This is a genomic window from Porphyromonas sp. oral taxon 279 str. F0450 (assembly GCF_000292995.1).
GTDB classification, from domain to species: domain Bacteria; phylum Bacteroidota; class Bacteroidia; order Bacteroidales; family Porphyromonadaceae; genus Porphyromonas; species Porphyromonas pasteri.
The window spans coordinates 1-25,439 of record NZ_ALKJ01000040.1 but is presented as its reverse complement, the minus strand read 5'-3'; the positions used below and the strand labels follow the sequence as shown (position 1 = coordinate 25,439).

General features: G+C 56.3%; 16 protein-coding genes and 2 rRNA genes. 1 reads left to right on the top strand and 17 read right to left on the bottom strand.

Translation table 11 applies throughout. The features are described from left to right. Positions 1 to 33 precede the first annotated feature (33 nt). The 15 genes from HMPREF1323_RS08015 to HMPREF1323_RS07945 all read right to left on the bottom strand — a co-directional run bounded on the left by HMPREF1323_RS08015 (position 34) and on the right by HMPREF1323_RS07945 (position 22,195). Complete coding sequence (locus HMPREF1323_RS08015) at positions 34 to 1,140, bottom strand: BACON domain-containing protein (protein ID WP_009433633.1); 1,107 nt, start codon at positions 1,138 to 1,140, stop codon at positions 34 to 36. Between the two features lie 9 nt (positions 1,141 to 1,149). Further along, positions 1,150 to 2,475: a DUF4302 domain-containing protein gene (locus HMPREF1323_RS09045; RefSeq protein ID WP_009433641.1), complete on the bottom strand. Its 1,326-nt coding sequence runs from the start codon at positions 2,473 to 2,475 to the stop codon at positions 1,150 to 1,152. Positions 2,476 to 2,503: 28 nt separating this feature from the next. Further along, entirely contained in the window at positions 2,504 to 3,577 is a 1,074-nt protein-coding gene (locus HMPREF1323_RS08005) for a zinc-binding metallopeptidase (RefSeq protein ID WP_009433646.1), read from the bottom strand. A 29-nt stretch (positions 3,578 to 3,606) separates the two neighbouring features. Continuing rightward, positions 3,607 to 5,151, bottom strand: coding sequence for a RagB/SusD family nutrient uptake outer membrane protein (locus HMPREF1323_RS08000; RefSeq protein ID WP_044124250.1), 1,545 nt, complete (start codon positions 5,149 to 5,151; stop codon positions 3,607 to 3,609). A gap of 24 nt (positions 5,152 to 5,175) precedes the next feature. Then, entirely contained in the window at positions 5,176 to 8,529 is a 3,354-nt protein-coding gene (locus HMPREF1323_RS07995; protein WP_232203999.1) for a SusC/RagA family TonB-linked outer membrane protein, read from the bottom strand. Between the two features lie 737 nt (positions 8,530 to 9,266). Next, on the bottom strand, positions 9,267 to 9,542 hold the full coding sequence (locus HMPREF1323_RS07990) for a Txe/YoeB family addiction module toxin (RefSeq protein ID WP_009433636.1): 276 nt from the start codon (positions 9,540 to 9,542) through the stop codon (positions 9,267 to 9,269). A 2-nt stretch (positions 9,543 to 9,544) separates the two neighbouring features. Beyond that, positions 9,545 to 9,811, bottom strand: coding sequence for a hypothetical protein (locus tag HMPREF1323_RS07985; RefSeq protein WP_009433635.1), 267 nt, complete (start codon positions 9,809 to 9,811; stop codon positions 9,545 to 9,547). A gap of 597 nt (positions 9,812 to 10,408) precedes the next feature. Further along, positions 10,409 to 11,647: a 3-deoxy-D-manno-octulosonic acid transferase gene (locus HMPREF1323_RS07980; RefSeq protein ID WP_009433638.1), complete on the bottom strand. Its 1,239-nt coding sequence runs from the start codon at positions 11,645 to 11,647 to the stop codon at positions 10,409 to 10,411. A gap of 18 nt (positions 11,648 to 11,665) precedes the next feature. After that, entirely contained in the window at positions 11,666 to 13,189 is a 1,524-nt protein-coding gene (gltX, locus tag HMPREF1323_RS07975; protein WP_009433640.1) for a glutamate--tRNA ligase, read from the bottom strand. A 41-nt stretch (positions 13,190 to 13,230) separates the two neighbouring features. Continuing rightward, positions 13,231 to 13,521, bottom strand: coding sequence for a hypothetical protein (locus HMPREF1323_RS07970; RefSeq protein WP_009433637.1), 291 nt, complete (start codon positions 13,519 to 13,521; stop codon positions 13,231 to 13,233). Between the two features lie 9 nt (positions 13,522 to 13,530). Next, positions 13,531 to 14,406: a DUF4296 domain-containing protein gene (locus HMPREF1323_RS07965; protein WP_009433643.1), complete on the bottom strand. Its 876-nt coding sequence runs from the start codon at positions 14,404 to 14,406 to the stop codon at positions 13,531 to 13,533. 17 nt (positions 14,407 to 14,423) lie between these two features. After that, the gene (locus HMPREF1323_RS07960) at positions 14,424 to 15,092 is read right to left on the bottom strand and encodes a lipoprotein signal peptidase (RefSeq protein WP_009433647.1); all 669 of its coding nucleotides are present in this window, start codon (positions 15,090 to 15,092) and stop codon (positions 14,424 to 14,426) included. Positions 15,093 to 15,107: 15 nt separating this feature from the next. After that, entirely contained in the window at positions 15,108 to 15,491 is a 384-nt protein-coding gene (locus HMPREF1323_RS07955; protein WP_044115775.1) for a TraR/DksA family transcriptional regulator, read from the bottom strand. 57 nt (positions 15,492 to 15,548) lie between these two features. Then, the gene (gene ileS, locus HMPREF1323_RS07950) at positions 15,549 to 18,977 is read right to left on the bottom strand and encodes an isoleucine--tRNA ligase (RefSeq protein WP_009433642.1); all 3,429 of its coding nucleotides are present in this window, start codon (positions 18,975 to 18,977) and stop codon (positions 15,549 to 15,551) included. Positions 18,978 to 19,828: 851 nt separating this feature from the next. Beyond that, positions 19,829 to 22,195 carry a TonB-dependent receptor gene (locus HMPREF1323_RS07945; protein ID WP_009433639.1) on the bottom strand — a complete coding sequence of 789 codons (2,367 nt, stop codon included), beginning with the start codon at positions 22,193 to 22,195 and terminating at the stop codon, positions 19,829 to 19,831. 266 nt (positions 22,196 to 22,461) lie between these two features. On the opposite strand from HMPREF1323_RS07945, the gene HMPREF1323_RS07940 reads away from it, so the two are divergent. Beyond that, positions 22,462 to 23,007 carry a DUF1697 domain-containing protein gene (locus HMPREF1323_RS07940; protein WP_009433645.1) on the top strand — a complete coding sequence of 182 codons (546 nt, stop codon included), beginning with the start codon at positions 22,462 to 22,464 and terminating at the stop codon, positions 23,005 to 23,007. A 744-nt stretch (positions 23,008 to 23,751) separates the two neighbouring features. Here the strand turns inward: HMPREF1323_RS07940 and rrf are convergent. Together rrf and HMPREF1323_RS07930 are read right to left on the bottom strand one after the other, a co-directional pair. Then, positions 23,752 to 23,861, bottom strand: a 5S ribosomal RNA gene (gene rrf / locus HMPREF1323_RS07935). 81 nt (positions 23,862 to 23,942) lie between these two features. Then, positions 23,943 to 25,439: ribosomal RNA gene (locus HMPREF1323_RS07930) — 23S ribosomal RNA — on the bottom strand; the annotation flags it as partial.

The window sequence follows — 25,439 nt, the reverse complement described above, 5'->3', positions numbered from 1 at the left end:
CCCGCCAGGGGAATGAGCAAGAGTGCGTGTGTGCTATTTCTTCGTCAGCGAGAACTCAAGGATCGTGTGAATCCCCGTAGTCCCCGAGTAGGCACTCTTATAGTTACCACCCTCAAAGAGGAAGAAGTGCAGGCCGTGATGTCCTCTTTTCTTCGCAGCCTCCGAAGGAACGAAGGGGAAGACGGGATGCTCGATAGAGACGGCATCCCACGTAGCGGAGTAGGTGTAGTCAGCTCCCCACGTCAGGTCGCCCGTAGCCTTTCCATCAGCACCAGGGAACCAGCCAGCATACGAAGCGAGAATGAGCGATGCCGTCACGCCCTGAGGCTTCGCGAGCTCCTGAGGCTTGATGGTCAGCGTATTCGTCTTCTCTTCGAAGGCTACTGGGATATCAGCAGCCAGACCCTGCAGGATGAAGGCCTTCTTAGCTTGGTCTGCAATGAGCTTGACATCCGCTGTCTTCGTCTCACCCTTATAGGTGGAGATATAGGTCAGCGTATAGTCGCCGAGCACCGCATCGTAGCCGAGCGGACCATAAGACTGTATCAGGCGGAAGCTTTTACTGTAGAGCTCACTCAGCTTCAGCGTGAGGTTAGCCTCGCGCTGGAAGACGTTTGTGCTCTCGACTGTGAGGAGGAGCTTCTTACCCTCGACCTTGAAGGACGCCCATTCAGGCAGCCCCTCGATCTTGACCGCACTGGGACGGATGTCCCCGACGAGTGTGAGCTCGATGGTGCCCCCCTTACGCTCGATGGTGTAGGCCGACTCCAGATCGGAGACGTAGCTGTAGGCACCGAGCTGGGAGATGGCTACCTGCTTAGTCTCGTCGCCTCGCGTGAGGATGATGAGGCCCGTACGAGTCGTGGGCTCAGTGAAGGGTGCGACGGTGAAGGAAACCTTCGTACCCTCGGTAGCGCCAAGGGTGATCCAGCTGGCCTCCGACTTCGCAGTAAAGCCCCCTTCGGCAAGCGTGATCGTCCCCGTCCCACCAGCAGCCGTGAAGTTGTGATCTGAGGAGAGGACACGTAGCGTGTGCTCGGTCTTCGTAGCAGGGTCGTCCTTGCGGCAGGAGCTGACGCCTACGAGGAGCGTAAGCGAAGCCAAGAGGAGCGCCCCGAGCGAGCGATGTATGATCTTCATATCTCTTACTTATTTCTTAGTGAATACGGGCGAAGTGAAGCGAGAGTCACCGAAGGACTTGTATTCGCCACCACCGGGCTTCCAAAGGATATAGGAGCCTGCTGTGAATGTACCCCAGACACCATTATCGACCAGCTTATAGCGCTTGCCCGTAGTATAGGTCTCATCGAGCTTGCTATACATACCGAAGCCTGTGCCCCACGAGAGGTTGGTACCATTAGGAGCAGCCCACACAGCGAGGAAGGCACCGCCTGTATTCTCGAGCTTCTGCGTCTTGATCTCAAAGCGATCCTTAGCAGCGTCGTAGGTAGCGTAGATCGTGAGGTTGGGCGCCATACCCGTGATACGATAGAGGTTGCGTGCAGCCTGCGAGAAGGTGACGGTGCGAGGCGCCGTCCAGCCCGTGCACATCAGGTCATACTCACCGAGATAGTGAGCGAAGCCAGCGTAGTCGGGGTCGGTACGTGCCGTGAGCTTCTCACCCGCAGGGGTGTTGTAGCTCTTATCTGCATCCTTCCACAGCAGCGTGGAGACTCCGTTGTACTCCTTGTGGAACTGCAGGCCATCAGGCGTATAGACATAGGGAACCTCAGTCTTCTTGCCCGTCTCAGCATCCTCGATCGTGAGGATGTTGTACCCTTCATTATTGAGGTAGGCGACGACGGCCTTACCTCCGAGCTTACCCGTCAGCCCGTAGAGGTGCTGCTGGTACATACTCTCCGAGGTATAGGCACGAGACTTCAGGTCGAGGACCTTCGCCAGGTATTCCTTAGCGGCTACCTTAGGGCGGAACATACGCATGATGACGCCCGTCTTACGGCCCTTCAAGTAGAGCGTATCGGGCGAGACCGAGCGAACGAAGGTGAACTCATAGTCGCCCTCGAAGCTCTTCCCTTCGCCAGCCCCGTAGGACTTATCCGGGTCAGAGAAGAGGTGCAGAGGTGAGCTATACGTATCGAAGCTCAGCGAGACCATCTTGTCGGACTTCAGATGGTAGTTGCTCTTGACCTCTGTCGTAGAGTGCCCCTTCACAGGAGCATCCGAAGCCATGAGCACTTCGTTCTTAGCGCCGAAGGTCATCGTCACAGGATAGCCCCCATAGAGGAGCTGGGTGTGAGGATAATACTCCAGCACCCAGCCCGTGGAGGAGGCTGTGAGGATCTGCTGTAGCTCCGTCGTGAGGGCATCGACACGCTCCGAAGAAGACTTGTCGAAGATCGCATCAGGCTCCTGACGGCATGAGGGAAGTACCCCGAGGACAAGGCCCGCAGCAGCGAGGAGACCAAGACGGGCACCCTGCAGGACAGCCCGCCCTATCGCTATATTCTTATTCATCGTAGTCTATGAATTAGGGGGTCTGACATTAGTGGAAGTACTGGGTGATGACCTGGCACTTAGCGTGGTCAGCATGCTCACCCTCCTGTAGCTCGAGGAACTTCGGATGGCGCATCAGCTCCTCGACGACAGCGTCACGAGCAGCTTCGTAGCCAGCGAGCATGCGGGCAGCCTGTGGCATCCCACGGAGTGAAGAGCCGAGGAGCTCCTGCCAAGAGCTCTCAATGAGAGGCAGACGGACCACCTCCTCAAGACGGCGCTGGGCGATAGCACGGAGCTGATCCATGTCGATACCCCACGTACCCTTCATGTACTTCTTGATGATGTCCATCTTCTTATTGAGCTTCGCACGACCTTCGTCACCAGCGGCATTCATCACCGCATCCCACTGACTCTTGGGGTAAGTGATGTAGCAAGCCGTCATCTCAGCGATATCCTCGCGGGGCTGACTGCTGGCGTAAGCCGTGATGAAGCCCAGAGGCGCGTAGTCGCTAAGGCTACGGCGGTTGAACCACGAGGTGGGAGCATAGCCCTCAGAGATGGCGTCGTACTCCGTCGTAGGCCAGATCTTATTCTGGTGCAGGATGTGGCTGAACTCATGGTGCATGACCTGGAAGAAGGTCGTATTGAGCCACTGAGGGTCGTTGACGTTGAGCCAGTTCGCCTGATAGAGCGTGACCTTCAGCCCACCTTCGGCCGTACCGAGAGTGATGGTGCCATCGCCGTTCCACGAAGCGGAGCCGACGATGAAGAGCTGACGGGGCGAGGCCTTGCGCATGAAGTCAAGGCGACCCGTAGCTTCGTCATAGGCGCCATACCATGCATGCTGGATGATCTTAGCGAGCTTCATGCTGTTCTCGAGCTTGGCCGGCGCGAGGTTGCGTGAGCGGTCGGCCTCGATATCATCCAGGGTATAGATATAGCTGACGTTGTATGCGTCGGTATAGTTCTCTTTGAGCCAGCGGTCGAAGCTCGTCATCTCCTTGGCCTCTGCCTTAGAGACGTGACGAGAGGGGTCGGGCTGGTCGCTATCCTTACACCCACCGAGTGTAGCCACGAGGAGGGCTGCACAGAGGGAGAGCTTGATCTTATGTAGATACATAGTGTCTGATCTGATAAGGGGGGTCGTGTCTAATACCCAGGGTTGGGCTCTACGCCTACCGAGCGGATGCTGGCAGGGATCTGGAGGGCACGGCGATGGTCGTCCGTCTTGAGCGTCATCGTCTCGCCCGTGTAGAGCTTGTGGGTGATCTCGATGCCGTAGCGCTTGATATCATCCCAGCGCGTACCATCGTGCATGCTGAGGATACGGCGAGCGTGGAGCACGGCGTGCATCATATTCGTCTGCATACCTGGAGCGATGTCGAACTTCGGATGCAGGGGCTTGGAGACCGTCTCCTGCTTGCGGATCATCGCCTCGCGTACATCGTCGGGATCGGTGGGATTGATGACGACGTTGTAGTAGTCGGAGATCTGCTGAGCCGTAGCGGCCTGCCCCTTCTTAGAGACGTACCAAGCGGAGAGGTCGCTAGCAGCACCGTCGAAGTCAGAGAGCATCACGCGGGCCTCAGCTCTCCACAAGAGGACGCGGTCCACCGTGAAGGGGAACGCCACGACGTGGGGCTGCCCCGTGCGAGCTACGACGTCGGTGATCTCGAAGAGCTCGCGATACTTGGGATAGTAGAGTGCACCATTGTTCGAGCCGAAGAGGCGGTCGTAGACGGGGAAGTAGCGTCCCCATGGGCCTGGGCTACGATAGGTCTGCGTCGAAGCTACGTGCCCGTTGTGAGCGTAGCGGTAGGACGTCAGCGCACGGACCCAGAGTGAGCGCGTGACGATGAGCATGAGGTTAGCAGGCTCGTCATCGCGGATATAGGCATGGCAGATCTCATCGGCGTTGGTCAGCTTGTCGTACTTCGACATGTCACGCAGATTGGAGACGGCACCAGTACCGAGCACTTCGTCAGCATACTGCTTGGCCTTGTCCCACTTCTCGTAGTAGAGGTAGAACTGTGTAGCGAAGGCCTTCGCTGCTCGCGTCGTGAAGTGGAAGATAGGCTTGCTGTAGCGGTCGTCATTGATCAAGGGAATACCCTCCTCGATGTCCTTAGCGATGAGCTCGTAGACCTTCGCGACAGAGAGGCGGGGTACGGCACGCTCGAGCTTCGTCTCGGGCTTCGTGAAGTAAGGGATACCGAGATCCTTGTCGCTGGTACGACCGTTGTAGGCCTGACCGAAGACATTGACCCAAATGAAGTTGGTATAGGCACGGCAGAGGAGCGCTTCACCGCGGGCAGACTCCAGCTCCTTGGGGTTGCCGAGCTCTTCGATGGACTTCAGAGCTTGGTTGGCAGTACCGACCATGCTGTAGCAGGTACTCCAGAAGTTCGTCTCATCATCCCAAGCCGTCCCACTGGAGGGCTCCCAGAAGAAGGCTTCGTGATTGCCAATATGATTATCCTCGAAGAGGCGGCCGTTGTCCTCGACGTTGTCGGTACGGTTCTCCGTGAAGCCCATAGGTAGGAGCGTCGGATAAGCCGAGACGAGGAGGCGCTCGATCTTGTCAGCGCGGTTGAGCTCTGTACGGGTATCGGGCATGGTATCTAGGTAGCGATTGCAGCTACCGAGGGCGCCTGCCAGGAGGCAGAGGCCAGCCATTCTATATAGTCGTTTCATAGTGTACATGATCCTATTGCGTGATTAGAAGCCAATGTGCACCGTAGCCGTGACCTGCTTAGGCAGCGGGGTAGCTACCCCACCCGAGCGGAAGAACTCAGGGTCTTGGCCATAGAGCTTCTTGTCGGCGTACAGCAGAGCGAGGTTCGTGGCCTGCACCTTGAAGGAAGCACTCTTGAGGAAGCCCAGGCGCTTGACGAGAGGCGTAGGCAGCGTATAGGTCAGTGAGACCTCCTTGAGGCGGACGAAGCTACCATCAGCGACACGAGCCGTAGAGTAGTTGTAGGCTGCATAGCCCGTACCGAGGTTGGAGTAGCTGTAGTGGTCGCGCACCGAGGCGATGACAGGGATATCCGTCTTACGCTCATCTCCGAGGGTCGTCCAGCGATTGCGGTATTCCTTAGGCGTAGCCCAGAGGTCGGAATAGGAAGCATAGAAGGAGGGATCCAGGCGGAGCTTGTTACCACCCGAGTAGGTGATGAAAACGTTCAGCTTGAAGTTCTTGAACGTGAAGATATTCCCGAAGCTACCATTATAGGTAGGCTCTGACGAACCCTCGTACTTGAGGAAGTCCAGATCATCGACCTGCTGGAAGTTGATATCACGATAGTTGCGACGCGTGACCTGCTTCCCATTGACCATGAAGGTGGGGAAGCCCTCATCATCGAGCCCTGTGAAGGGGATCGAGAAGAGCGAACGTACGGGATAGCCCTGACGAGCGAAGCCGTTACCGGTGAGGAAGTTGAACATGTTGCGCTTCGTATCAAGCTCAGTGACCTTATTGAAGGTCGAGCCGAAGATGAAGTCCGTCGTCCAGCTAAAGTCCTTCGACTGGATATTCTTCGTCGAGACGGAGAGCTCAAAGCCGTGGCTCTTCATCGAAGCGACGTTGCCCCAGCGAGTCCCCCCGATGGTATAGGCAGCACCGATGAGGTCGAAGTTGTTACGCCAGTAGATGTCTGCAGCGATGTTGAGGCGGTTCTTCAGCATACCCATATCGACACCGAAGTTCAGCTCATGCTTCTTCTCATAGGTGAGGTCTTCGTTCTCGAAGCTACCGATGTAGTTACGGTTCTCCGACTGCCCAGCCGAGGGTCTCCAGGCCGCGCGGCTATAGATGATGGCGCGGGAGTTGGTGACCCAGCTGGGGGCAACCCCTACGAGAGAGTATGAGCCCTTGAGCGTCAGGTGCGAGAGGAGGTGCTGCTTCTCGAAGAAGTCTTCGCTGTGAGCATTCCATGCACCCGAGATATTCCAGGTGGGGAGCCAGCGAGCCTTGCGCGTGCGACCGAGTCTATTCGTCCCTTCGTAGCGGGTCGTACCCGTGATCGTATAGCGGCCCTTGTAGGAGTAGGTGGCGTTGGCGAAGAAGGCGACCGAGCGGCCGAAGCTCTTCGACAGGCCGTAGTAATCCCAGTTCTTCTCCGTGAGGCGCTTGAAGGCGCGGTAGTCCCAGAAGGGCGTCAGGCCACTGTCGTACTGCATACCCCAGCCGTCCATCCAGCGTGAGACGCGGTCCTGTGAGTTGACTTCGGAGCCGAGGTAGGTATTGATGATGTGGTCGTTGTTGAGCGTCGTATTGTACGTAGCAGAGGCACGGAAGTCATAGCTCTCCATGGTGCGCGTCTGCGTATTGTAGAAGCCCCCTGCAGGGAGGATGGTCTCAGGCAGTGAGTTGGGCTTGTCCTGATCCTTCCAGAGGTACTGGTTGCCATTGCGTACGGTAGCGTCCTGCATAGCGCGGAAAGCGAGTGCGCGGTTAGCATACTCCGTGACGATGCTCTCCATCGTCGTACCCGAGTCCTTGTAGGCACCGAGCAGGGCGAGAGTCAGCCCCTTGATAGGCTTCCACTTCAGCTCGAGCTGGAGCTTAATATCCTTCACACCGAGGTCGATGTAGTTGTTGTCGAGCTCGTGCTTGATATTGAAGGGAGCGTAGTCACGGGTATAGAACTCATTGGGGTCGAGCGTGCGGCTCGTATTGAGTGCGTAGGAGAAGGGGTTGATGTCGAAGCCACGTGACACCTCACCAGTAGTGGCGTTAGCATCCTGAGTGACCGTACCGGGAGCACGCTGCATGCGTGAGGAGAGGTTGATCAGGGCAGATACCGAGAGCTTGGGTGAGAAGGTATAGGTAGCGTTGAGGTTCCCCGTGTAGCGGCGTACGTTGCTGGCACGCATCCATCCTGGGTCGAGCATAGCCGAGACGGATACATAGGTCTGGAGGTTCTTCGTCCCCCCTGAGAAGCTCAGTGAGTGATTCTGAATGAGGGAGGGAGAGAAGAGTTCGCTGAACCAGTTGGTATTGCGCATCTCTGCATCGCGAAGGTAGTTAGCACGAGCCTCGGGCGTGTTCTGCAGCCCGAAGACCCCCGTCGTGGGGTTGTAGTCGTGCGTCAGGTGGTACATCTTCCCGTAGATACCTGAGGAGCTGTAGTTGTAGACGCGGGCGAAGTTCAGCCAGCCCTTACGCTCCATCTCGTTGTAGACCTCCATCTGGTCCTGCGAGTTCATGATATTGTAGTCGCGGTAGCTGGGCACAAAGCGCGAGGTGAACTCCCCCGTATAGGAGAAGGAGCTGCTACCCGAGCGACCCTTCTTCGTCGTGATGACGATGACCCCTGCCATAGCCTTTGCCCCGTAGATGGACGTTGCCGAGCCGTCCTTGAGGATCTGGAAGCTCTCGATATCGTCGGCATTGAGGCCTGCGATAGCCGAGCTGAGGAGCGTCGTAGCGTCCCCTGAGCTGAGGTCATCAGCGCCGACGTCTACGACATCCTCCTGGATGACCCCGTCGACGACCCAGAGGGGCTTGGACGAACCCATGATCGAGGTCGCCCCACGCACGCGGATCTTAGGAGCTGTACCGAAGGTCCCTGAGAGGTTCTGCACGGAGACCCCTGCGGACTTCCCTTCGAGACCGCGGCTTATGTCAGCCATACCGGCCATCTTCACCTTGTCGGCCTTGAGCTTGTCGCTCGCCCCCGTGAAGAGGCGCTTGTCGGTGGCGACCATACCCGTGACGACAATATTATCGAGGGTGGTGGCTTCGGGCTGGAGCTTGACGACCATGCCGTCCTTAGCCGTGACGGTCTGGCTCTTGTAGCTCACGAAGCGGATGAGGAGCTGGCTCTTGCCAGCAGGGAGCTTGATGGTGAAGTCACCCTTGGTGTTGGTCGTGACACCCACCTTCGTCCCAACGACTAAGACGGAGGCCATAGGTAGGGGATCTCCGCTTTCGTCGAGGACCTTGCCTCGGATGGTCTGAGCTGTACCCTGGGCTAAGAGGTCGCCCCCTAAGCCAATGACCAGGCCTATCATCAATAGTCCTAATCGGATCCAGCCCATGCCCAATCGAAGTACTCTTTGATTGTTCATAAGCAGTGTGTAGTTTGTTTGTGTAAGTGATTAGCGTGTATGCATGGCGATGTGGGCGAAGGCAGGGCACAGAGCTGGGTGCTCGGATCAGCTGAGAGGTGCACTCCTCCCATGGTATCGTGTAGCTATTTCTTCATTCAGTATCGTTTAATCGTGATGGTGTCCGGTGACAGAGTAGAGGTCAAGGGTAGCTCATACTGCGAGACCACTCCATGGTACATTGGGCTCGCAATGCTACGCCTTCGGTTGGCGTGCTCTATCGTTGTCAAATGTATGGATTTCCCTTATACGCACCAAGACTCAGACTAAATTAAATTCACGGCAGGCGACCTGCCGAAAATACTGAAATTCCCTCGCGCTGATATTTTCTAAAATAATTGCCTTTCAGAGCCGTGACAAAAGGATAGCACTCGCACCATATTTAGACGCTCTACCCTACCCCAACCCCTACAGATTGCCACATTTCCCCACGATTCTGTGGCACAAGCTCCCACCTAAGCACTCTACGCAGAGGTAAAGGAAAGCACCAATATCCTTGCATTTCATGCCGCATTTACCCCTCCCGCGGGGGCATTCTTCACCTCCTCAGAGAGTCTCTTCCGCAGGGCTGTGGCACAGAGCAATACGAGGACGGAAAAGTAACCACTACTGGTTGCATCCACCCCTCCGAGCGAGTTGCAAAAACAAAGGGGTATCCCGATGACGGGATACCCCTTACTATAGAGTCAAGAGAGTAGCTACTCTCCACTATAATCGTGGTCATACGTATTGACCACTATGACCTGTATACAGACTTCCTCTACACGGTAGATCAGGCGATGTCGCCTACTGATGCGCCGACTCCAGTAGCCAGCTAAGTTCCCTTTGAGAGGCTCGACCTGCCCCGTCCCCGTCAGAGGATGCTCCTGCAGCTCTACCAGCAGGGTCAAGAGCTTCTTATACGCCTGAGGCTCGTGTCGCTTGAGCCGTCGGATGCCCTCCGTCGCCTTGTCTGTATAGAGGACTTCGTACATCGCTAAAGGGTATCCAAGAAAGCCTGCAACTCCTCGGGCGTACGGACGGACGTATAGCGCCCCGCACGCAAATCCTCTTCGCCAGCCTCGATGCTTCGCTGTAGCATCTCTTCTTCATGAGGAGTCAAGCCGTTTTCAGTCAGCGCTTCGGCTTGCCCTATATGGAGCATCTGCCCCTCAGAGGTAACGATACGAAGCCCCCGCTGGAGCGCCTCCTTGAGATAGCGCTCCACATTCTTTGCAAATGCCTCTGCTGTTATCGTTGTCATAGCCATAGTTACTTCATTATCATCTATAAGAGTAGTACAAAGGTACACACTTCTCGCACATCATGAGACTACTGCCGCGAGTCCTGTCCTTCTATTTAGAGTGCTAAGGTATCGCGCGCCCAGCTCCCCGATATGCCTCTCCGAAGTAATACACAAGCCCTTCGCCTTATCGCGCGTATTCCTCTTATCCAGCGGAGGGAAAAGCGTCCTTCTCGTGAAGAAAAAAGCACCTTCACGTAGTGGAATTTCTGTGTCTTCGCACGTAGTCTTAAAGACCAGGCACGCAAATCCAAATATCCACGTACGTAGATATTAGAGCCACGTACGTAGTCCAAACTTATCTACCACTTGTCCGTAACTTTTATCCTTATGCGGAGCAACAACCTATATATAGGTCACTTCACAAAGCTATATAGCATTCTTCGCCATCCTATATAGCTCTACCCTACGCATCCATATACCTATTGAGACCATTGCGCAAGGCTACCCTTCTACCTCTACCAATCTCCCCATCAGTTAGCTTCTCTTTCCACCACCAAAAAGCGGCGCCCCCGAAGGATGACCTTCGGGGGCGCTACTTGTATATATGTATAGGGCTTATTCGCTGGGGAGGATATCGCCGAGGATGGCTGCCGTAGCACCGCACTCCTCTCTGAAGTAAGCACGGGTACGTGCCTCAAGGGCCTTGCACTCTTCCTCCGAGGAGAAGCGCTGGAGGAGCTGCGAGAGCTCCGCCCGATCGTGCAAGATGAAGCCTGAAGAGCGGCGCACAAGCTCGCGCACCTCACGGTGCTTGTGGATCTCTGGGCCGAAGAAGACGGGGATACCATATACCGCAGCCTCGAGCGTATTGTGCACGCTCTTGCCGAAGCCACCGCCTACATAAGCCCACGTGCCGTAGCGGTAGACGGAGGAGAGCAGGCCGAAGCAGTCGATAATAATGCAGGCTGTGCCCTCAGGTAGCCCCTTTGCTTCGTCATACTCGGAGAGGCGAATGGACGGGCGCTTGAGCTCCGACTCGATAGCTCTCAGGTGCTCCTCGTGGATCTCATGCGGTGCCAAGACCAAGGCAAAGTCCTCGGGAGCTTCCTCATTGAAGTAAGGCAAGAGGATAGCTTCGTCCTCGGGCCACGAGCTACCGACGACCAAGAGTCGACGTCCACGAGAGAGCTCCGCTACCGCAGGAATATCCTTCGCTGCACGGGCGATCTCCTCGACACGGTCGAAGCGCGTATCCCCTGTGACCTTGACCGACTCGACACCATGCTCCAGAAGAAGCGTACGCGAAGCCTCATCCTGCACGTAGAGACGGCGGAAGAGGTGCAGCAGGCGCAGGTACCAGCCTCCGTAGCTACGGAAGAAGAGCTGGTCGGGGCGGAAGATCGCCGAGACGAGGTAGGTAGGGATAGAGCGCGTAGCCAGCTCGCTGAGCATCGTAGGCCAGAAGTCGTACTTGATGAAGATAGCTACCGCAGGGTGCGCCAGATCAAGGAAGCGACGTACCGATGAGGAGCGATCCGAAGGCAAGTAGACCACGACATCTGCCCCAGCATAGTCCCGACGCACCTCATAGCCCGAGGGGCTGAAGAAGGAGAGCAGGATCTGATACGCGGGGTGCGCCTTGCGCCACGCTTCCATGAGCGGACGGCCTTGCTCGAACTCTCCCAGCGATGAGGCGTGGAACCACACTACGGGGCGATCCGCCGTCAGCCCCTTGAGGCGCTGAGGTGTCTCCCGACGCCCCTCGATGATGAGACGAGCCTTCCGATGGAAGGGGGCCACCAGATGGAGCAGTGCCGAGGCCGCTATGCCAGCTATGCTATAGAGTGGATTCATGCAGTGGGTACGACCCGCTTAGCCCAGGACTTCGATAGCACGCTGCAGACGCTGGAGGGTCTCTCCACGGCCGAGCAGTGCGGTGATATCAAAGAGGTGGGGACCCTTAGCAGCACCGACGAGTGCCAGACGGAAGCAGTTCATCACCGCACCGAGGCCGTAGCCCTTCTCCTCGATCCAAGCCTTGACGACCTCTTCGGTCGCTTCGCTGGGGAGATCTTCAGGCTGGGTAGCGAGGAGTGCAGCGAGCTCGGTGAGCTGGGCTGCGCTGTCTTCCTTCCAGCGCTTCTTCACCGTCTTCTCATCGTAAGCCGTGGGGGCGGTGAAGAAGTAAGCGATCTGCTCCTCAAGCTCGGGGAGCGTCTGAGCACGCTCCTTCGTCAGGGCGATGGCGCGAGCTACATAGTCTGCATCAAAGGTGATACCTGCAGCCTCGAGGCTGGGGCGCAGGAGGGCAGCCAGACGCTCATTGCTGGAGGTCTGGATATAATGATGGTTGAACCACTTGCACTTCTCGTAGTCGAACTTAGCGCCAGCCTTGCTGCACTTCTCGATACGGAAGTAGCGGATCAGCTCTTCCATGCTCATGACTTCCTCGTGATCATTACCGGGGTTCCAGCCGAGGAGTGCGACGAAGTTCACGACAGCCTCGGGGAGGTAACCGCTCTCGCGGTAGCCAGAGGACACCTCACCCGTCTTGGGATCGACCCAGCGTAGGGGGAAGACAGGGAAGCCGAGGCGATCGCCGTCACGCTTGCTGAGCTTACCGTTACCCTCGGGCTTGAGGAGGAGTGCCAAGTGAGCGAAGCGGGGCATCGTGTCACGCCAGCCGAAGGCTTCGTAGAGAAGCACGTGTAGCGGTGCGCTGGGCAGCCACTCTTCGCCACGGATGACGTGGGTGATGCGCATCAGATGGTCGTCGACGATGTTCGCCAGATGATAGGTAGGCAGGTCGTCAGCACTCTTGTAGAGCACCTTGTCATCGAGGACGGAGCTATTGAAGGTCACGCGACCACGGATCATATCGTCGACCTCTACCTCTACGTCGGGCGTGACGAGGAAGCGGACGACATACTGCGCACCACCTGCGATGAGGGCATCGACCTCCTCACGTGGCAGGACGAGCGAATTGCGCATCGAGGTGCGGGTCGTAGCGTCGTACTGGAAGTTCGCTACCGTCTTACGCTTCTCCTCCAGTTCCTCGGGCGTGTCGAAGGCAATATAAGCCTTGCCTGCATCAAGGAGCTGCTGGACGTACTTGCGGTAGATATCGCGGCGCTCGCTCTGACGATAGGGGCCGCAGTCCCCACCATAGCTCACGCCTTCGTCGAAGCGGATACCGAGCCACTCGAGGGCCTCAATGATATAAGCCTCCGCCCCTGGGACGAAGCGCTGGCTATCTGTATCCTCAATACGCAGAAGGAGCTCACCGCCGTGAGCCTTCGCGAAGAGATAGTTATAGAGAGCTGTGCGGACACCGCCGATATGCAGCGCTCCCGTAGGGCTGGGAGCAAAGCGAACGCGTACTGATTCGTGTGACATAGTGCTATGGTGATATGCTTGTTGTGTGGATGCTGATGTGACTACCGCCCATCGTCAGATGGGAGCTGGAGCGTCCAGCCCGTGTGGCTGTCGAGCTCCTGCTGTAGGAGGGTGAGGCTCTCGGCCTCAAGAGGGGTCCCTTCACTCAAGGGGCAGGTGGGGGAAATGAGATGTATGGTACCCGAAAGGAATATCGTGCGCTCTCCTTCGCCTACGAAGGGAGCTAAGATGAAGCTCCCTGGCGTGTGCTCCTCGATGAGGACCGAGCGAGCGACCCAGCGCCCAAGGCGCAGGTGGTGACTGGCATAGCGAGGCCGAGGAGATCGGGACATGGGGAGTGGTTAGAGCGCCGTAGCGGAGTCATCGCCAGAGAGCTCCGTAGCGGGCTCCTCAGCCTGAGGCTCGTCGGCTGGAGTGGGTGTAGGCTCGGGGGTAGCACCCGTATAGCGGACAAGGCTGAAGCTATCGACGACGAAAAGTGGACTCTTGCTCTTCGGCAGGCGACCACGCAGCAGCCCATAAGCCGCACGCATCGTCTTACCGCTGGGTATGGTGATGGCGACTTGGTTGAGGCCAGGATGTAGGGAGGGAAGGGTCTCGGCTTGCTGCGTAGAGTCTGCATACTGCAGACGGAGCTGGAGCTGAAGTGCGGAGGGTGATGCCCCGCTTACACGGACGATGAAGCGGAGCTCCGTACCGCCCGTATAGCTGACGCTGGGCTCGAGAGCGAAGGAGCGCTCGACATAGCTCCCTGCGAGGTAGCGGCTGGCACTATCACGCAGGAGGTTCACCGAGTCAATATCGTGCGCCGCCCACAGGCTGCGACGTCGCTCGATGCGGTCAAGGCTATCGACACGTACCTGCAGCGTCGCTTGGCGGGACTCCAGCACCAGAGCAGCGTGCTCATAGAGCTTCTGATACTCGACGATCTGATGGCGTCCGTACCAGACGAGCGAGCTATCCCAGTCGGCCAGCGTATAGCCATAGCGGCTGAGGATAGCTTGGAAGCCCACGATACGTAGGCTGTCCTCGAGTCCTCGCTGGTTGAAGGAAGCCTCTGCCGTGAGCATCTCAGGCAGGAGTTCCTTGACCGTCTTGAGGTCGATCTGCTTCCACTTCCCCTTAGAGCCACCGCAGGCACTCCCCCCGACAAGGAGAAGCGCCAGCAAGAGAGCCTTCAGTAGGCTGAGGTGGGGCAGGGTGAAGCGGTGCGACATAGTGCAAGACGACTAAGCTATTCCTCCGTATCCGTCTCCGTAGACGTATCCTTATCCTTTGAAGGGAAGAGGGTATCCAGCGCTGTGGAGAACGTGCGGCGATAGCAGAGGAGCAGGAGTGCCACACCTACAGAGATGCAGGCATCAGCGAAGTTGAATATCGGGCTGAAGAAGATGAACTGCTCACCTGCATGGATAGGACTCCACGAGGGGTAAGTCGTCTGGATGATGGGGAAGTACAGCATATCGACCACCTTGCCATGCAGGAAGGTGCCGTAGCCTTCGCCCCAGGGGATGAGCTGTGCCACTACCCCGCGGCTCGTGGAGAAGATCTCCCCGTAGAAGAGGCAGTCGATGACGTTCCCAAGTCCACCAGCGATGACGAGACCAAGCGTCAGGCAGAAGCCGAGTGAGAAGCGACGTAGCCGTAGCAGACGCACCAGATAGTACACCCCTGCGCCCATCGCCAGTATGCGGAAGAGCGTCAGAAGGAGCTTACTACCGAGCGTGATCCCATAGGCCATCCCTTCGTTCTCGACGAAGTAGATCTTGAACCACGAGGTGATCTCGTGCATCTCCCCCTCGACCATTGAGGTCTTGACCCAGATCTTCGAGGCCTGGTCAATGACGAGTAGGAGGACGATAAACGCCGTCGTCCAGAGGGTCGTCTTGGAGCTTTTTGTCATCAGTCGCGTGGGGGCTTACTTCTTCTCTTGGAGCTTCGCCTCGATAGAGAGCGTAGCATGAGGCACAGCGCGCAGACGCTCCTTGGGGATGAGCTTACCGGTCTGGCGGCAGATGCCGTAGGTCTTGTTCTCGATGCGGCGCAGGGCTGCTTGGAGATTGTGGATGAACTTCAGCAGACGCTCAGCCATGCGACCTGCTTCTCCCTTGGAGAGGGAAGCAGCGCCGTCATGGACTGCCTTGAAGGTGGGCTGTGTGTCGGCTACATCATTGCTCTGATAGTCGACGGCACTCTCACGCAGGAGATCGTAATCGCGGATAGCTTGCTCGAGCTTCTGCATGATAAGCTCACGGAACTCCTGGAGCTCCTCGTCTGTGTAGGAAGTCTTCTGGTCACTCATTGTATAGTTATCTGAATTGTAGGCAGGGCGGAAGAGTACACCCACCCTGCCCGTGTGTTAGTTTGCCTTCTCTATATAGATGGGGATCATACGTTCGTCCAGATCAAGCTCGAGCGTGGGTGTGAAGCCTGTCTGCTCCTCGATGGAGACTGCCTGCACCTCCTTAGCGATATAAGCTGAGTAGACGCTGAGCACACGGTGGAGCTCTTCGTCCTCGGGCAGGAGGATGCGTACCTTGTCACTGACCTCGAAGCCGCTCTGCTTACGCAGGTTCTGAATGCGGTTGATCAGCTCACGAGCCGTGCCCTCGAGGCGCAGCTCATCGGTCACGGTGATATCCAGAGCGATGGTCAGCGTGCCTTCGTTAGCCACGAGCCAGCCAGGGATATCCTCTGAATAGATGTCGACGTCGTCGCGGAGGATCGTCACAGGAGCCCCTTCGACAGTGAAGTCGATCTGACCCGTGCGCTCGATCGTAGCGATCTCGTCCTGCGTGAACTCTGCCACCACAGCAGCGATAGCCTTCATGATCTTGCCATAGCGTGGGCCGAGCTTCTTGAAGTCGGGCTTGATACGCTTGACGAGCACTCCTTCGCCATCGGTGACGAACTGCAGCTCCTTGAGGTTCACCTCACTGAGGATGAGGGGCACGACGGGCAGGATCGCCTGATGGTCGGCCTCGTTGACGATGGGGATCATCAGACGCTGCAGGGGCTGACGCACCTTGATATTGACCTTACGACGCAGGGCCAGCACCATCGAGCAGATGCTCTGCGCCAGGTGCATGCTGCGCTCGAGGCTCTCATTGATCTCCTCACGGCAAGCGGTGGGGAAGTCAGCCAGATGCACCGAGTGCTCCGTGGCACTGGTACCCTTGCTGGTGAGGTCGCGGTAGAGCTGATCAGCGTAGAAGGGTGCGATGGGCGCCATGAGGCGAGCCACCGTGACCAGACAGCGGTAGAGCGTCTGGTAGGCGGAGAGCTTGTCCGTGGTCATCTCACCAGCCCAGAAGCGGCGGCGAGAGAGGCGCACGTACCAGTTGCTCAGCTGCTCGGAGACGAAGTCACCGATAGCACGAGCGGCACGCGTAGGCTCGTAGTCCTCCAGATCACTATCGACCTCGAGGATGAGGCTATTGAGTGTAGAGAGGATCCAGCGGTCGATCTCGGGGCGCTCAGCGTAAGGGAGCTCCTCACGAGCCGTAGGATCGAAGCCATCGAGGTTAGCATACAGCGCGAAGAACTGATACGTATTGTACAGCGTCGCGAAGAACTTACGGCGTACCTCATCGATACCCTCGACGTCGAACTTCAGGTTGTCCCAAGGCGACGAGTTGCTGATCATGTACCAGCGCAGGGGGTCAGAGCCATACTTCTCGATCGTCTCGAAGGGATCGACAGCATTGCCCAGACGCTTACTCATCTTGTTGCCATTCTTATCGAGCACGAGCCCGTTGGAGATGACAGCCTTGTAGCTATTCGTCCCACGCACCATCGTAGCGATAGCGTGGAGCGTGAAGAACCACCCACGCGTCTGGTCGACCCCTTCGGCGATGAAGTCCGCGGGGAAGGCACGACCGCTGTCGAGCAGTTCCTTATTCTCAAAGGGATAGTGGAGCTGTGCGAAGGGCATAGCACCCGAGTCAAACCATACGTCGATGAGATCCGTCTCACGGCGCATGGGCTTGCCCGAGGGCGAGACTAAGATGATATCATCGACATAGGGGCGGTGCAGGTCGATCTTATCGTAGTTCTCCTGCGTATATACCCCTGGGGTAAAGTCCTTCCAGGGGTTAGCCGTCATGAAGCCAGCTTCTACCGAGCGCTCGATGGCGTGGTAGAGCTCTTCGACGGATGAGATACAGATCTCTTCACGACCATCCTCGGTGCGCCAGATGGGCAGGGGCGTACCCCAGTAGCGGCTACGCGAGAGGTTCCAGTCCTGGAGGTTCTCCAGCCACTTACCGAAGCGACCCGTACCGGTGCTCTCGGGCTTCCAGTTGATGGTATCATTGAGGCGCATCATCTCCTCACGGCAAGCCGTGGTGCGGATGAACCAGCTATCCAGCGGGTAGTAGAGCACGGGCTTGTCCGTACGCCAGCAGTGGGGATAGGAGTGCACGTGCTTCTCGATCTTGAAGGCACGACCCTCGCCCTTCAGCAGAAGGGCAATAGTCACATCTAAGGTCTCATCCTGATCGGTGAGCGTGTCGTCGTAGGCGTTCTTGACGTAGCGTCCTGCGAACTCCTTATATATATCTACGTTGACAAAGTCCTTGACGAAGGCGGGATCCATATCCTCCAGACGGAAGAGACGACCCTGCATATCGACCATGGGGCGCACATTGCCATCACGATCGAGGACGGTCAGCCCTGCGATGTCGCTGGCCTTAGCCACCTTGTTGTCGTCCGCACCGAAGGTAGGTGCGATATGCACGATCCCCGTACCATCGCTCGTGGTGACGAAGTCGCCAGCGATGACGCGGAAGGCATCCCCGTCGGGACGCATCCAGGGGAGGAGCTGCTCATAGCGCGTGCCTACGAGGTCCTTACCCTTCCACTCGCCGACGATGACGTAGGGGAGCTTCTTGTCGCCAGGCTGATAGGCTGCGAGTGCCTCCTCGCCTTCGTGCTCCTTGCTGAAGAGCGTGTGCAGGAGTGCACGAGCTACCACAGCCGTGATAGGCGCACCTGAATAGGGATTGAAGGAGCGGACGGCCACGTAGTCGATCTCGGGACCGACGCAGAGAGCCGTATTCGAGGGCAGCGTCCAGGGGGTCGTCGTCCAAGCGAGGAAGACGGCTTCACCATGGCCCGTCAGCTCAGCACGCGGGTCGATGATGCGGAACTGTGCGACGCACGTCGTGTCCTTCACATCACGATAGCACCCAGGCTGATTCAGCTCGTGCGTACTCAGCCCCGTACCTGCAGCAGGCGAATAGGGCTGGATCGTGTAGCCCTTATAGAGGAGGCCCTTCTTATAGATCTCGCTGAGGAGGTACCAGAGGGTCTCGATATAGCGGTTGTCGTAGGTGATGTAGGGGTGATCCATATCCACCCAGTAGCCCATGAGGCGGGTGAGCTGCTCCCACTCCTGCGTGTACTTCATCACCTCACGGCGACAAGCAGCATTGTATTCGTCGACGCTGATCTTCTTGCCGATATCTTCCTTCGTGATGCCGAGGGCCTTCTCGACCCCGAGCTCTACGGGCAGACCGTGGGTATCCCAGCCGGCCTTACGGTCGACGCGGAATCCCTTCATCGTCTTGTAGCGGCAGAAGATATCCTTGATCGAGCGCGCCATGACGTGGTGAATGCCAGGCATCCCGTTAGCCGAGGGAGGCCCTTCGTAGAAGACGAACGAGGGCGCGCCTTCGCGCAGGGCAAGCGTGCGGGCAAAGAGGTCTTCCTCCTGCCACTGATCCAGTACCTTCTTATTGACCCCCGAGAGCTGGAGGTTATCGTATTCAGGGAACTTATGGCTCATACAGCGTCTATATTATATCGTCGTCGGGAGGAGCGACGAGCCGAGTACGGCTACACCCCATCCCAAGGTAGTTCAAAAAGTGATACAAAGATACTGCTTTCCATCGACGCAGATTCTATGCGTGCGATCCGACCTCCCCGCACCTCCCACCTCTCTATAGAAGTAACGTAAAAGAGAGCGCCCCCACGTAGTGTGTACCATAGATACACGCTACGTGGGGGCGCTGGTTTATAACACGTAGAGACCATTGCGCAAGGCCACCTCTTCACAGCTTACAGAATGGTCTCATAATAGGTATATGGTGCGAGGGTAGAGCTATATAGGATGGCGAAGAAAGCTATATAGCTTTGTGATGTGACCTATATTAGGTTGTTGCTCCACGTAGGGATAAAAGTTGTGGACGAGCGGAAGATAAGTTTGGACTACGTACGTGGATCTAATATCTACGTACGTGGATATTTAGATTTGCGTGCCTGGTCTTTAAGACTACGTGCATAGATACAGAATACCACTACGGGAAGGCGCTTTTTTCTTCACGAGAAGGACACTTTTCCCTCCGCTGGATAAGAGGAATACGCGCGACAAGGCGAAGGGCTTGTGTATATCTTCGGAGAGGCATCTCGGGGAGCTGGACATGCGATGCCTTAGTACTCTACATAGAGGGCAGGACTCTGCCGCAACAGTCTCAAACCACTACTGCTTCGCACCACGCTCCCACAGAGCAGTCCGTACCGCCTTGCATACAAGCCCTTCTTTCCTACCCCAAAGACAAAGAGAAGCCCCCGCCCACAGACGTCACTTCGTCTGTGAGCGGGGGCTATCCCCGTAGGGTATTTTCTTAGCGACTATGCTTACAGCTTGTAGCTCAGCGTCACCAGCGCATTGGTAGGCTCGTTGGGGAAGAGCTGCGTACCGTTCAGCACCGAGGTGTAGTTCTTTGCATTGAGGACATTGCGCACCTGTACAGCGATGCCGAAGCCTGCGGGCAGGCGATAGGAAGCGCCGAGGTCAAGCTGCGTATAAGCAGGGAAGGTCAGCGACTGCGCTACGTTGTAGTACATCGCATCGCTGTAGCTCAGGCTATAGTTCAGCGAGAGGTTGCGGAGCGTACCACGCTGGAAGTCATAGTTCCCATAGGTGAAGAACTGCTTACGGGGTACCCAGCTCATCGGCGTACCATTATGCAGGTTCAATAGCTTAGTCACCGCTGTTTCCTTGGCATCGGCTACGTGGATATCCGTATAGCTATAGCCAGCGACCAGCTCAAGACCAGCCACGGGGCGATAGGTCAGATCCGTTTCGAAGCCATTACCCTCCGTAGCACCCACCTGAGCCACGATGCTATAGCGCTTGGGCTTGCCGTTCTCCTGCTCTGTCACCGAGGTACGCTCAAGCTCGTTATTGCGACGGATATGATAAGCGGAGAGATTGAGCTGGAGCACATCAGAGAGCGTGTAGCGAGTGCCGACCTCGAACTGATAGCCTGACTGAGGATCGAAGTAAGCGCCACCACGACGACCCGTGATCAGCTTACCCTCCTTATCGTAGAAGCGCTCACGATCTGGATTGAACGTCGTCGTCTTGTCGGGGATATAGAAGCTACCCAGCGACGTATAGAAGGAGAGCGCCTCCGTGGGCTGATAGACCAGACCAAGGCGATAGCTGATAGCGTCGTCCGAACTCTTGTCATACTTATCACGAGCGATATCATCATAGCTATGCTTACCATCCTTGATCTCAAGCCCCGAGGCATCGCGATAGCTGTAGTGATCATAGCGGATCGCAGCCATGGCCTTGATCTTCTCCGAGAACTCAAAGACATTAGAGAGCGCAAAGCCATGGACCCACGTGTGCTGAGGCGAAGCCTTAGAGAGTGTCGTCTTGATGTGCCCATTGAAGCTGGGGTTGTAGGTCGTATTCTCCGAGAAGGTGAGCGTTTCCCCATCGCTATCGAAGGTACGGCCTCCACCCTGGACGTCCGTCCCATTATACCCCGTATAAGAGGTACGCTGCATGTAGGTCGTACTATAGGCAAAGCGCAGGTTGTTCTTCACCGAGCCGAGAGAGAAGCTACCCGTCAGATCGACGGTATTCTGCAGCGTCTTAGCGATGTGCTCGAAGCGCAGAGGGAAGGTGAACTGGACGTGATCCAGATCGTAGTACGTCTTATTCCCTGCATCATCCTTCGTATAGTAGCCGTACTTCGTACCAGCCGTAGCGCTCGTAGGATAGCTCAGCTCTTCCGTGCTGAAGTAGTCGATATCATCGTAGGCATAGGACACGTAGTCGGAGAGCTTCCAGCCTGAGGGGAGCGAGAGCGTGTACTTGAGGCTACCATTGTAGGCGCGGTTGTACATGAAGTCCGAAGCATCGTTGTAGCGCCAGCTGCGCTTGAGACCTGGAAGCAATTCACCCTTCTTGAGGTAGAGCTTATCATCGCTCACGCGATACATATCGGCCTCCATGACGGGGGGGAGACCCGTATCAGTGCCGTAGAAGTCATTACGACCTTCGAGGCGCAGGATGAGGCTGTGGATGCCCTTCGTATAGCTGAGCGCGGCGAAGAGCGAGCGGTTCTTATCATTCGTAGAGCGCCACTGCTTGCCACCAGAGAGGAAGCCACCAGCGTAGAAGTGCAGACCATCAGAGATCTTCCCCCCGACATGCGCACCCAGGTCGAAGTAGCCCAGAGAGCCACCACGGACATGGGCACCAAGCATAAACTTCTCCGTAGGGACGCGACGCGTGACGTTCACGACGCCACCCGTAGCAGCATAGCCATAGAGCACCGAAGCAGGGCCCTTGAGCACCTCGATCTGATCGACATTGTAGAGGTCACCTAAGGGATAGGAGTTCAGCGTAGAGCGTTCGTCACGAACTCCGTCAACCATGTAGACCGTGTTGTAGAAGCCACGGACAGAGATCTCACGGAAAGCGCCGTAGCTGGACTTCATCTGCACGGCAGGCACGAAGCGCAGAGCGTCCTTGACCTGCGTGATAGCGCGGAGGGAGAGGGTGGAGTCCGCGAGCGAACTAATCGTAAGAGGGAGCTTCTTGGCAGGGACACCCAGCGGGTTGATCCCTTGCTCCTGTCGTAGGCGTGCTGTCACTTCGACACCTTCAAGATGACGAACGGAGTCGGCAGACGTGCCCTGTCCTGCCCACGCAGGTGCGGCAAGGCACAGCGCGCTCAGGAGCGAGACGGTAAGAGTCTTCATAAATGAATCGTCAAAATCTAATTTAAGGGTGATGTAAAATAGTTATCGGTCTTGGTCTGCTCGGGTGAAGGCGAGCCGTAGGCTTAGCACCTCCCGAGCATTTCCGCTGCAAAGGTAGCCCTTTTATCTTTACTTTCCGCAAGATATCCACCAGCGGAAGGCTACGGCGGACGCTACACTCTGGCCTCTACAGGCACACTCCACGCCGCTCAAAAGCACTATCTTTGCGCTCGGCAAGGTTCATTCCAACGTCCTTTACCCTTTCAATGAAGCAAGAGCAAATCATACTTCTCCGTGGCGTCATGCCCAGCGGAAAGAATAGCATCCCCAAAATGGCTGTCCTACGCCAGCACCTCGAAGAGGCTGGCTTCGAACGTGTACGCACCTACATCCAGAGTGGAAATATCCTCCTTCGGAGTGATCTGTCGAAGCAAGCACTAAGTCAGCGCATTCACGACCTCATCTTCGAGAAGTATGGGGCTGACCTCGCCGCCCTTGTCTTCTTCCCTGAAGAGATACAAGCATGGATCGATGCCCTGCCCTTCTCCCCCGAACTTGATCCCAGCCGAGTCTTCTTCACGATGACCATGGCGTGTCCCACAGCCGACCGCCTACAAGAGCTCTCCGAGAAGACTTGGGGCGAAGAAGCGGCCCTTCACCTCACCGAGCGCTGTGCCTACATATACTCCCCCAAGGGCTATAAGAATACCCGTCTCACCAACAATGCCCTGGAGCGCTACCTCCGTGTGACCTGCACCACGCGCAACCTCAATACCATCCGTCGCCTACTCTCCCTCTCCCGAGGCGAGTAGCGAGCAAGCCACCCCTCGGCTTCTCTCCCCTCCTCCTTCAATAAAAGTACACGCAGCACGCGCCCTATGGGACTTCCATCGGGCGCGTGCTGCATTATATATAATGGTCGGACTATCGTATCCTACGAGAGGATAGCTCTTCCCTCCCGACGACAGCCTCACTTGATAGCGTAGATGAGAGCGCAAGACCAGAGCCCATACCACCACTCCAAACGAAGCAGTACTGGTCGGTGAAGCAAGCACTACTGGTCACGACACAAAGCAGTAGTGGTAAGAAAGAGTAACCACTACTGGTCCGAACGCTGACCACTACTGGTTCGCTTCTGAGAATTATAGTGGTTGCCCTCAGCAAAGGGAAAGGGAAAGGGAAAGGGAAAGGGAAAGGGAAAGGGGACACAGATAAAGGCAAGTAGCTAAGGCGAAGCATCGAGGGCAGATGCCTTTATCCGACAGACGTATAAACGACAATAGGGTGACGAAGCCGCATCGGCTCCATCACCCTACCGCATAGATCTTCCTGTAGTATGCGACTGCATAGCTTGGTGCCTCATCCCTCGCTGCATCGCGCCTTGCTACAGCAGAGCAAGCGGAATGGCAGTAAATGGAATGGTAGCAAGCAGCAAGCTCACTACATCATCATTACCTTGTATAAAACGAAGTGGGTGTGATCACTTGCGTAATCACACCCACCCTCTTAAACGACGATAGGGTGACGAAGCTTTCACTCCATCACCCTATCTCTTAAAATGGCGGCTACCTACTCTCCCACAAAACGCAGTACCATCGGCACGATTGGGCTTAACTTCTCTGTTCGGAATGGGAAGAGGTGGAACCCCAACGTTATAACCACCTAAATATCTCTGTATTTAGACAATCATTGACTTGATAAAAACGCACAATACTCACCACCGTATCGCTAAGTCGGTATACAACCTCAGGCAAAAACTTTCGGGCAATTAGTACTACTCGGCTATGACGTCACCGCCTTTACACCTGTAGCCTATCAAGGTCATCGTCTATAACCACCCTTATAATGAGATCTAATCTTGAGGCAAGCTTCGTACTTAGATGCTTTCAGCACTTATCTCAACCGAACGTAGCTACTCGGCAATACGCCTGGCGGCATAACCGATAAACCAGCGGTTCGTCCAACACGGTCCTCTCGTACTAGTGTCAGGCCCCCTCAAATCTCAAACGCCCACAACAGATAGAGACCGAACTGTCTCACGACGTTCTGAACCCAGCTCGCGTGCCACTTTAATGGGCGAACAGCCCAACCCTTGGGACCTTCTCCAGCCCCAGGATGTGACGAGCCGACATCGAGGTGCCAAACCGCTCCGTCGATATGAGCTCTTGGGAGCGATCAGCCTGTTATCCCCGGAGTACCTTTTATCCTTTGAGCGATGGCCCTTCCATACGGAACCACCGGATCACTATGCTCTAGTTTCCTACCTGTGCGACTTGTTAGTCTCCCAGTCAAGCACCCTTGTGCCATTACACTCTACGACCGGTTACCAATCGGTCTGAGGGTACCTTTAGAAGCCTCCGTTACACTTTTGGAGGCGACCACCCCAGTCAAACTACCCACCATGCAATGTCCTCGCTCCTGCGAGTTAGAACCCAAATAACAAAAGGGCCGTATTTCAACGGCGACTCCACGAATACTGGCGTACCCGCTTCACAGTCTCCGGCCTATCCTACACATTTGTTACCCAAATCCAATGCAAAGCTATAGTAAAGGTTCACGGGGTCTTTTCGTCCCGTTGCGGGTAATCGGCATCTTCACCGATACTACAATTTCACCGAGCTCGCGGTTGAGACAGTACCCAGATCGTTACACCATTCGTGCAGGTCGGAACTTACCCGACAAGGAATTTCGCTACCTTAGGACCGTTATAGTTACGGCCGCCGTTTACTGGGGCTTCAATTCAATGCTTCTCTTGCGATGACATCTCCTCTTAACCTTCCAGCACCGGGCAGGTGTCAGGCTATATACAGTATCTTTCGATTTAGCATAGCCATGTGTTTTTGTTAAACAGTCGCCTGGGCCTATTCTCTGCGGCTCACAGCCTTCACTGTGAGCGTCCTTTATTCCGAAGTTACAGGACTATTTTGCCTAGTTCCTTAACCGCGAATCACTCGAGCGCCTTAGTATACTCAACCCAACCACCTGTGTCGGTTTGTGGTACGGGTAATCATGCAATATGCTTAGCGGATTTTCTTGGGAGCACCGTTACAGTTGTCCATATCTCTTTGTGCAAGCACTCAGAGTACTGTCAGGTTCGGATCTCCGAGCGGATTTGCCTACTCAGATCAACTCCTACACCCTTCAACCAACTATTCCGTCAGTTGGCAGGACCGTCACATCTCCGTCTCCACATCGCTCACATAATTAGTACCGGAATATTAACCGGTTCTTCCATCGGGTGCGC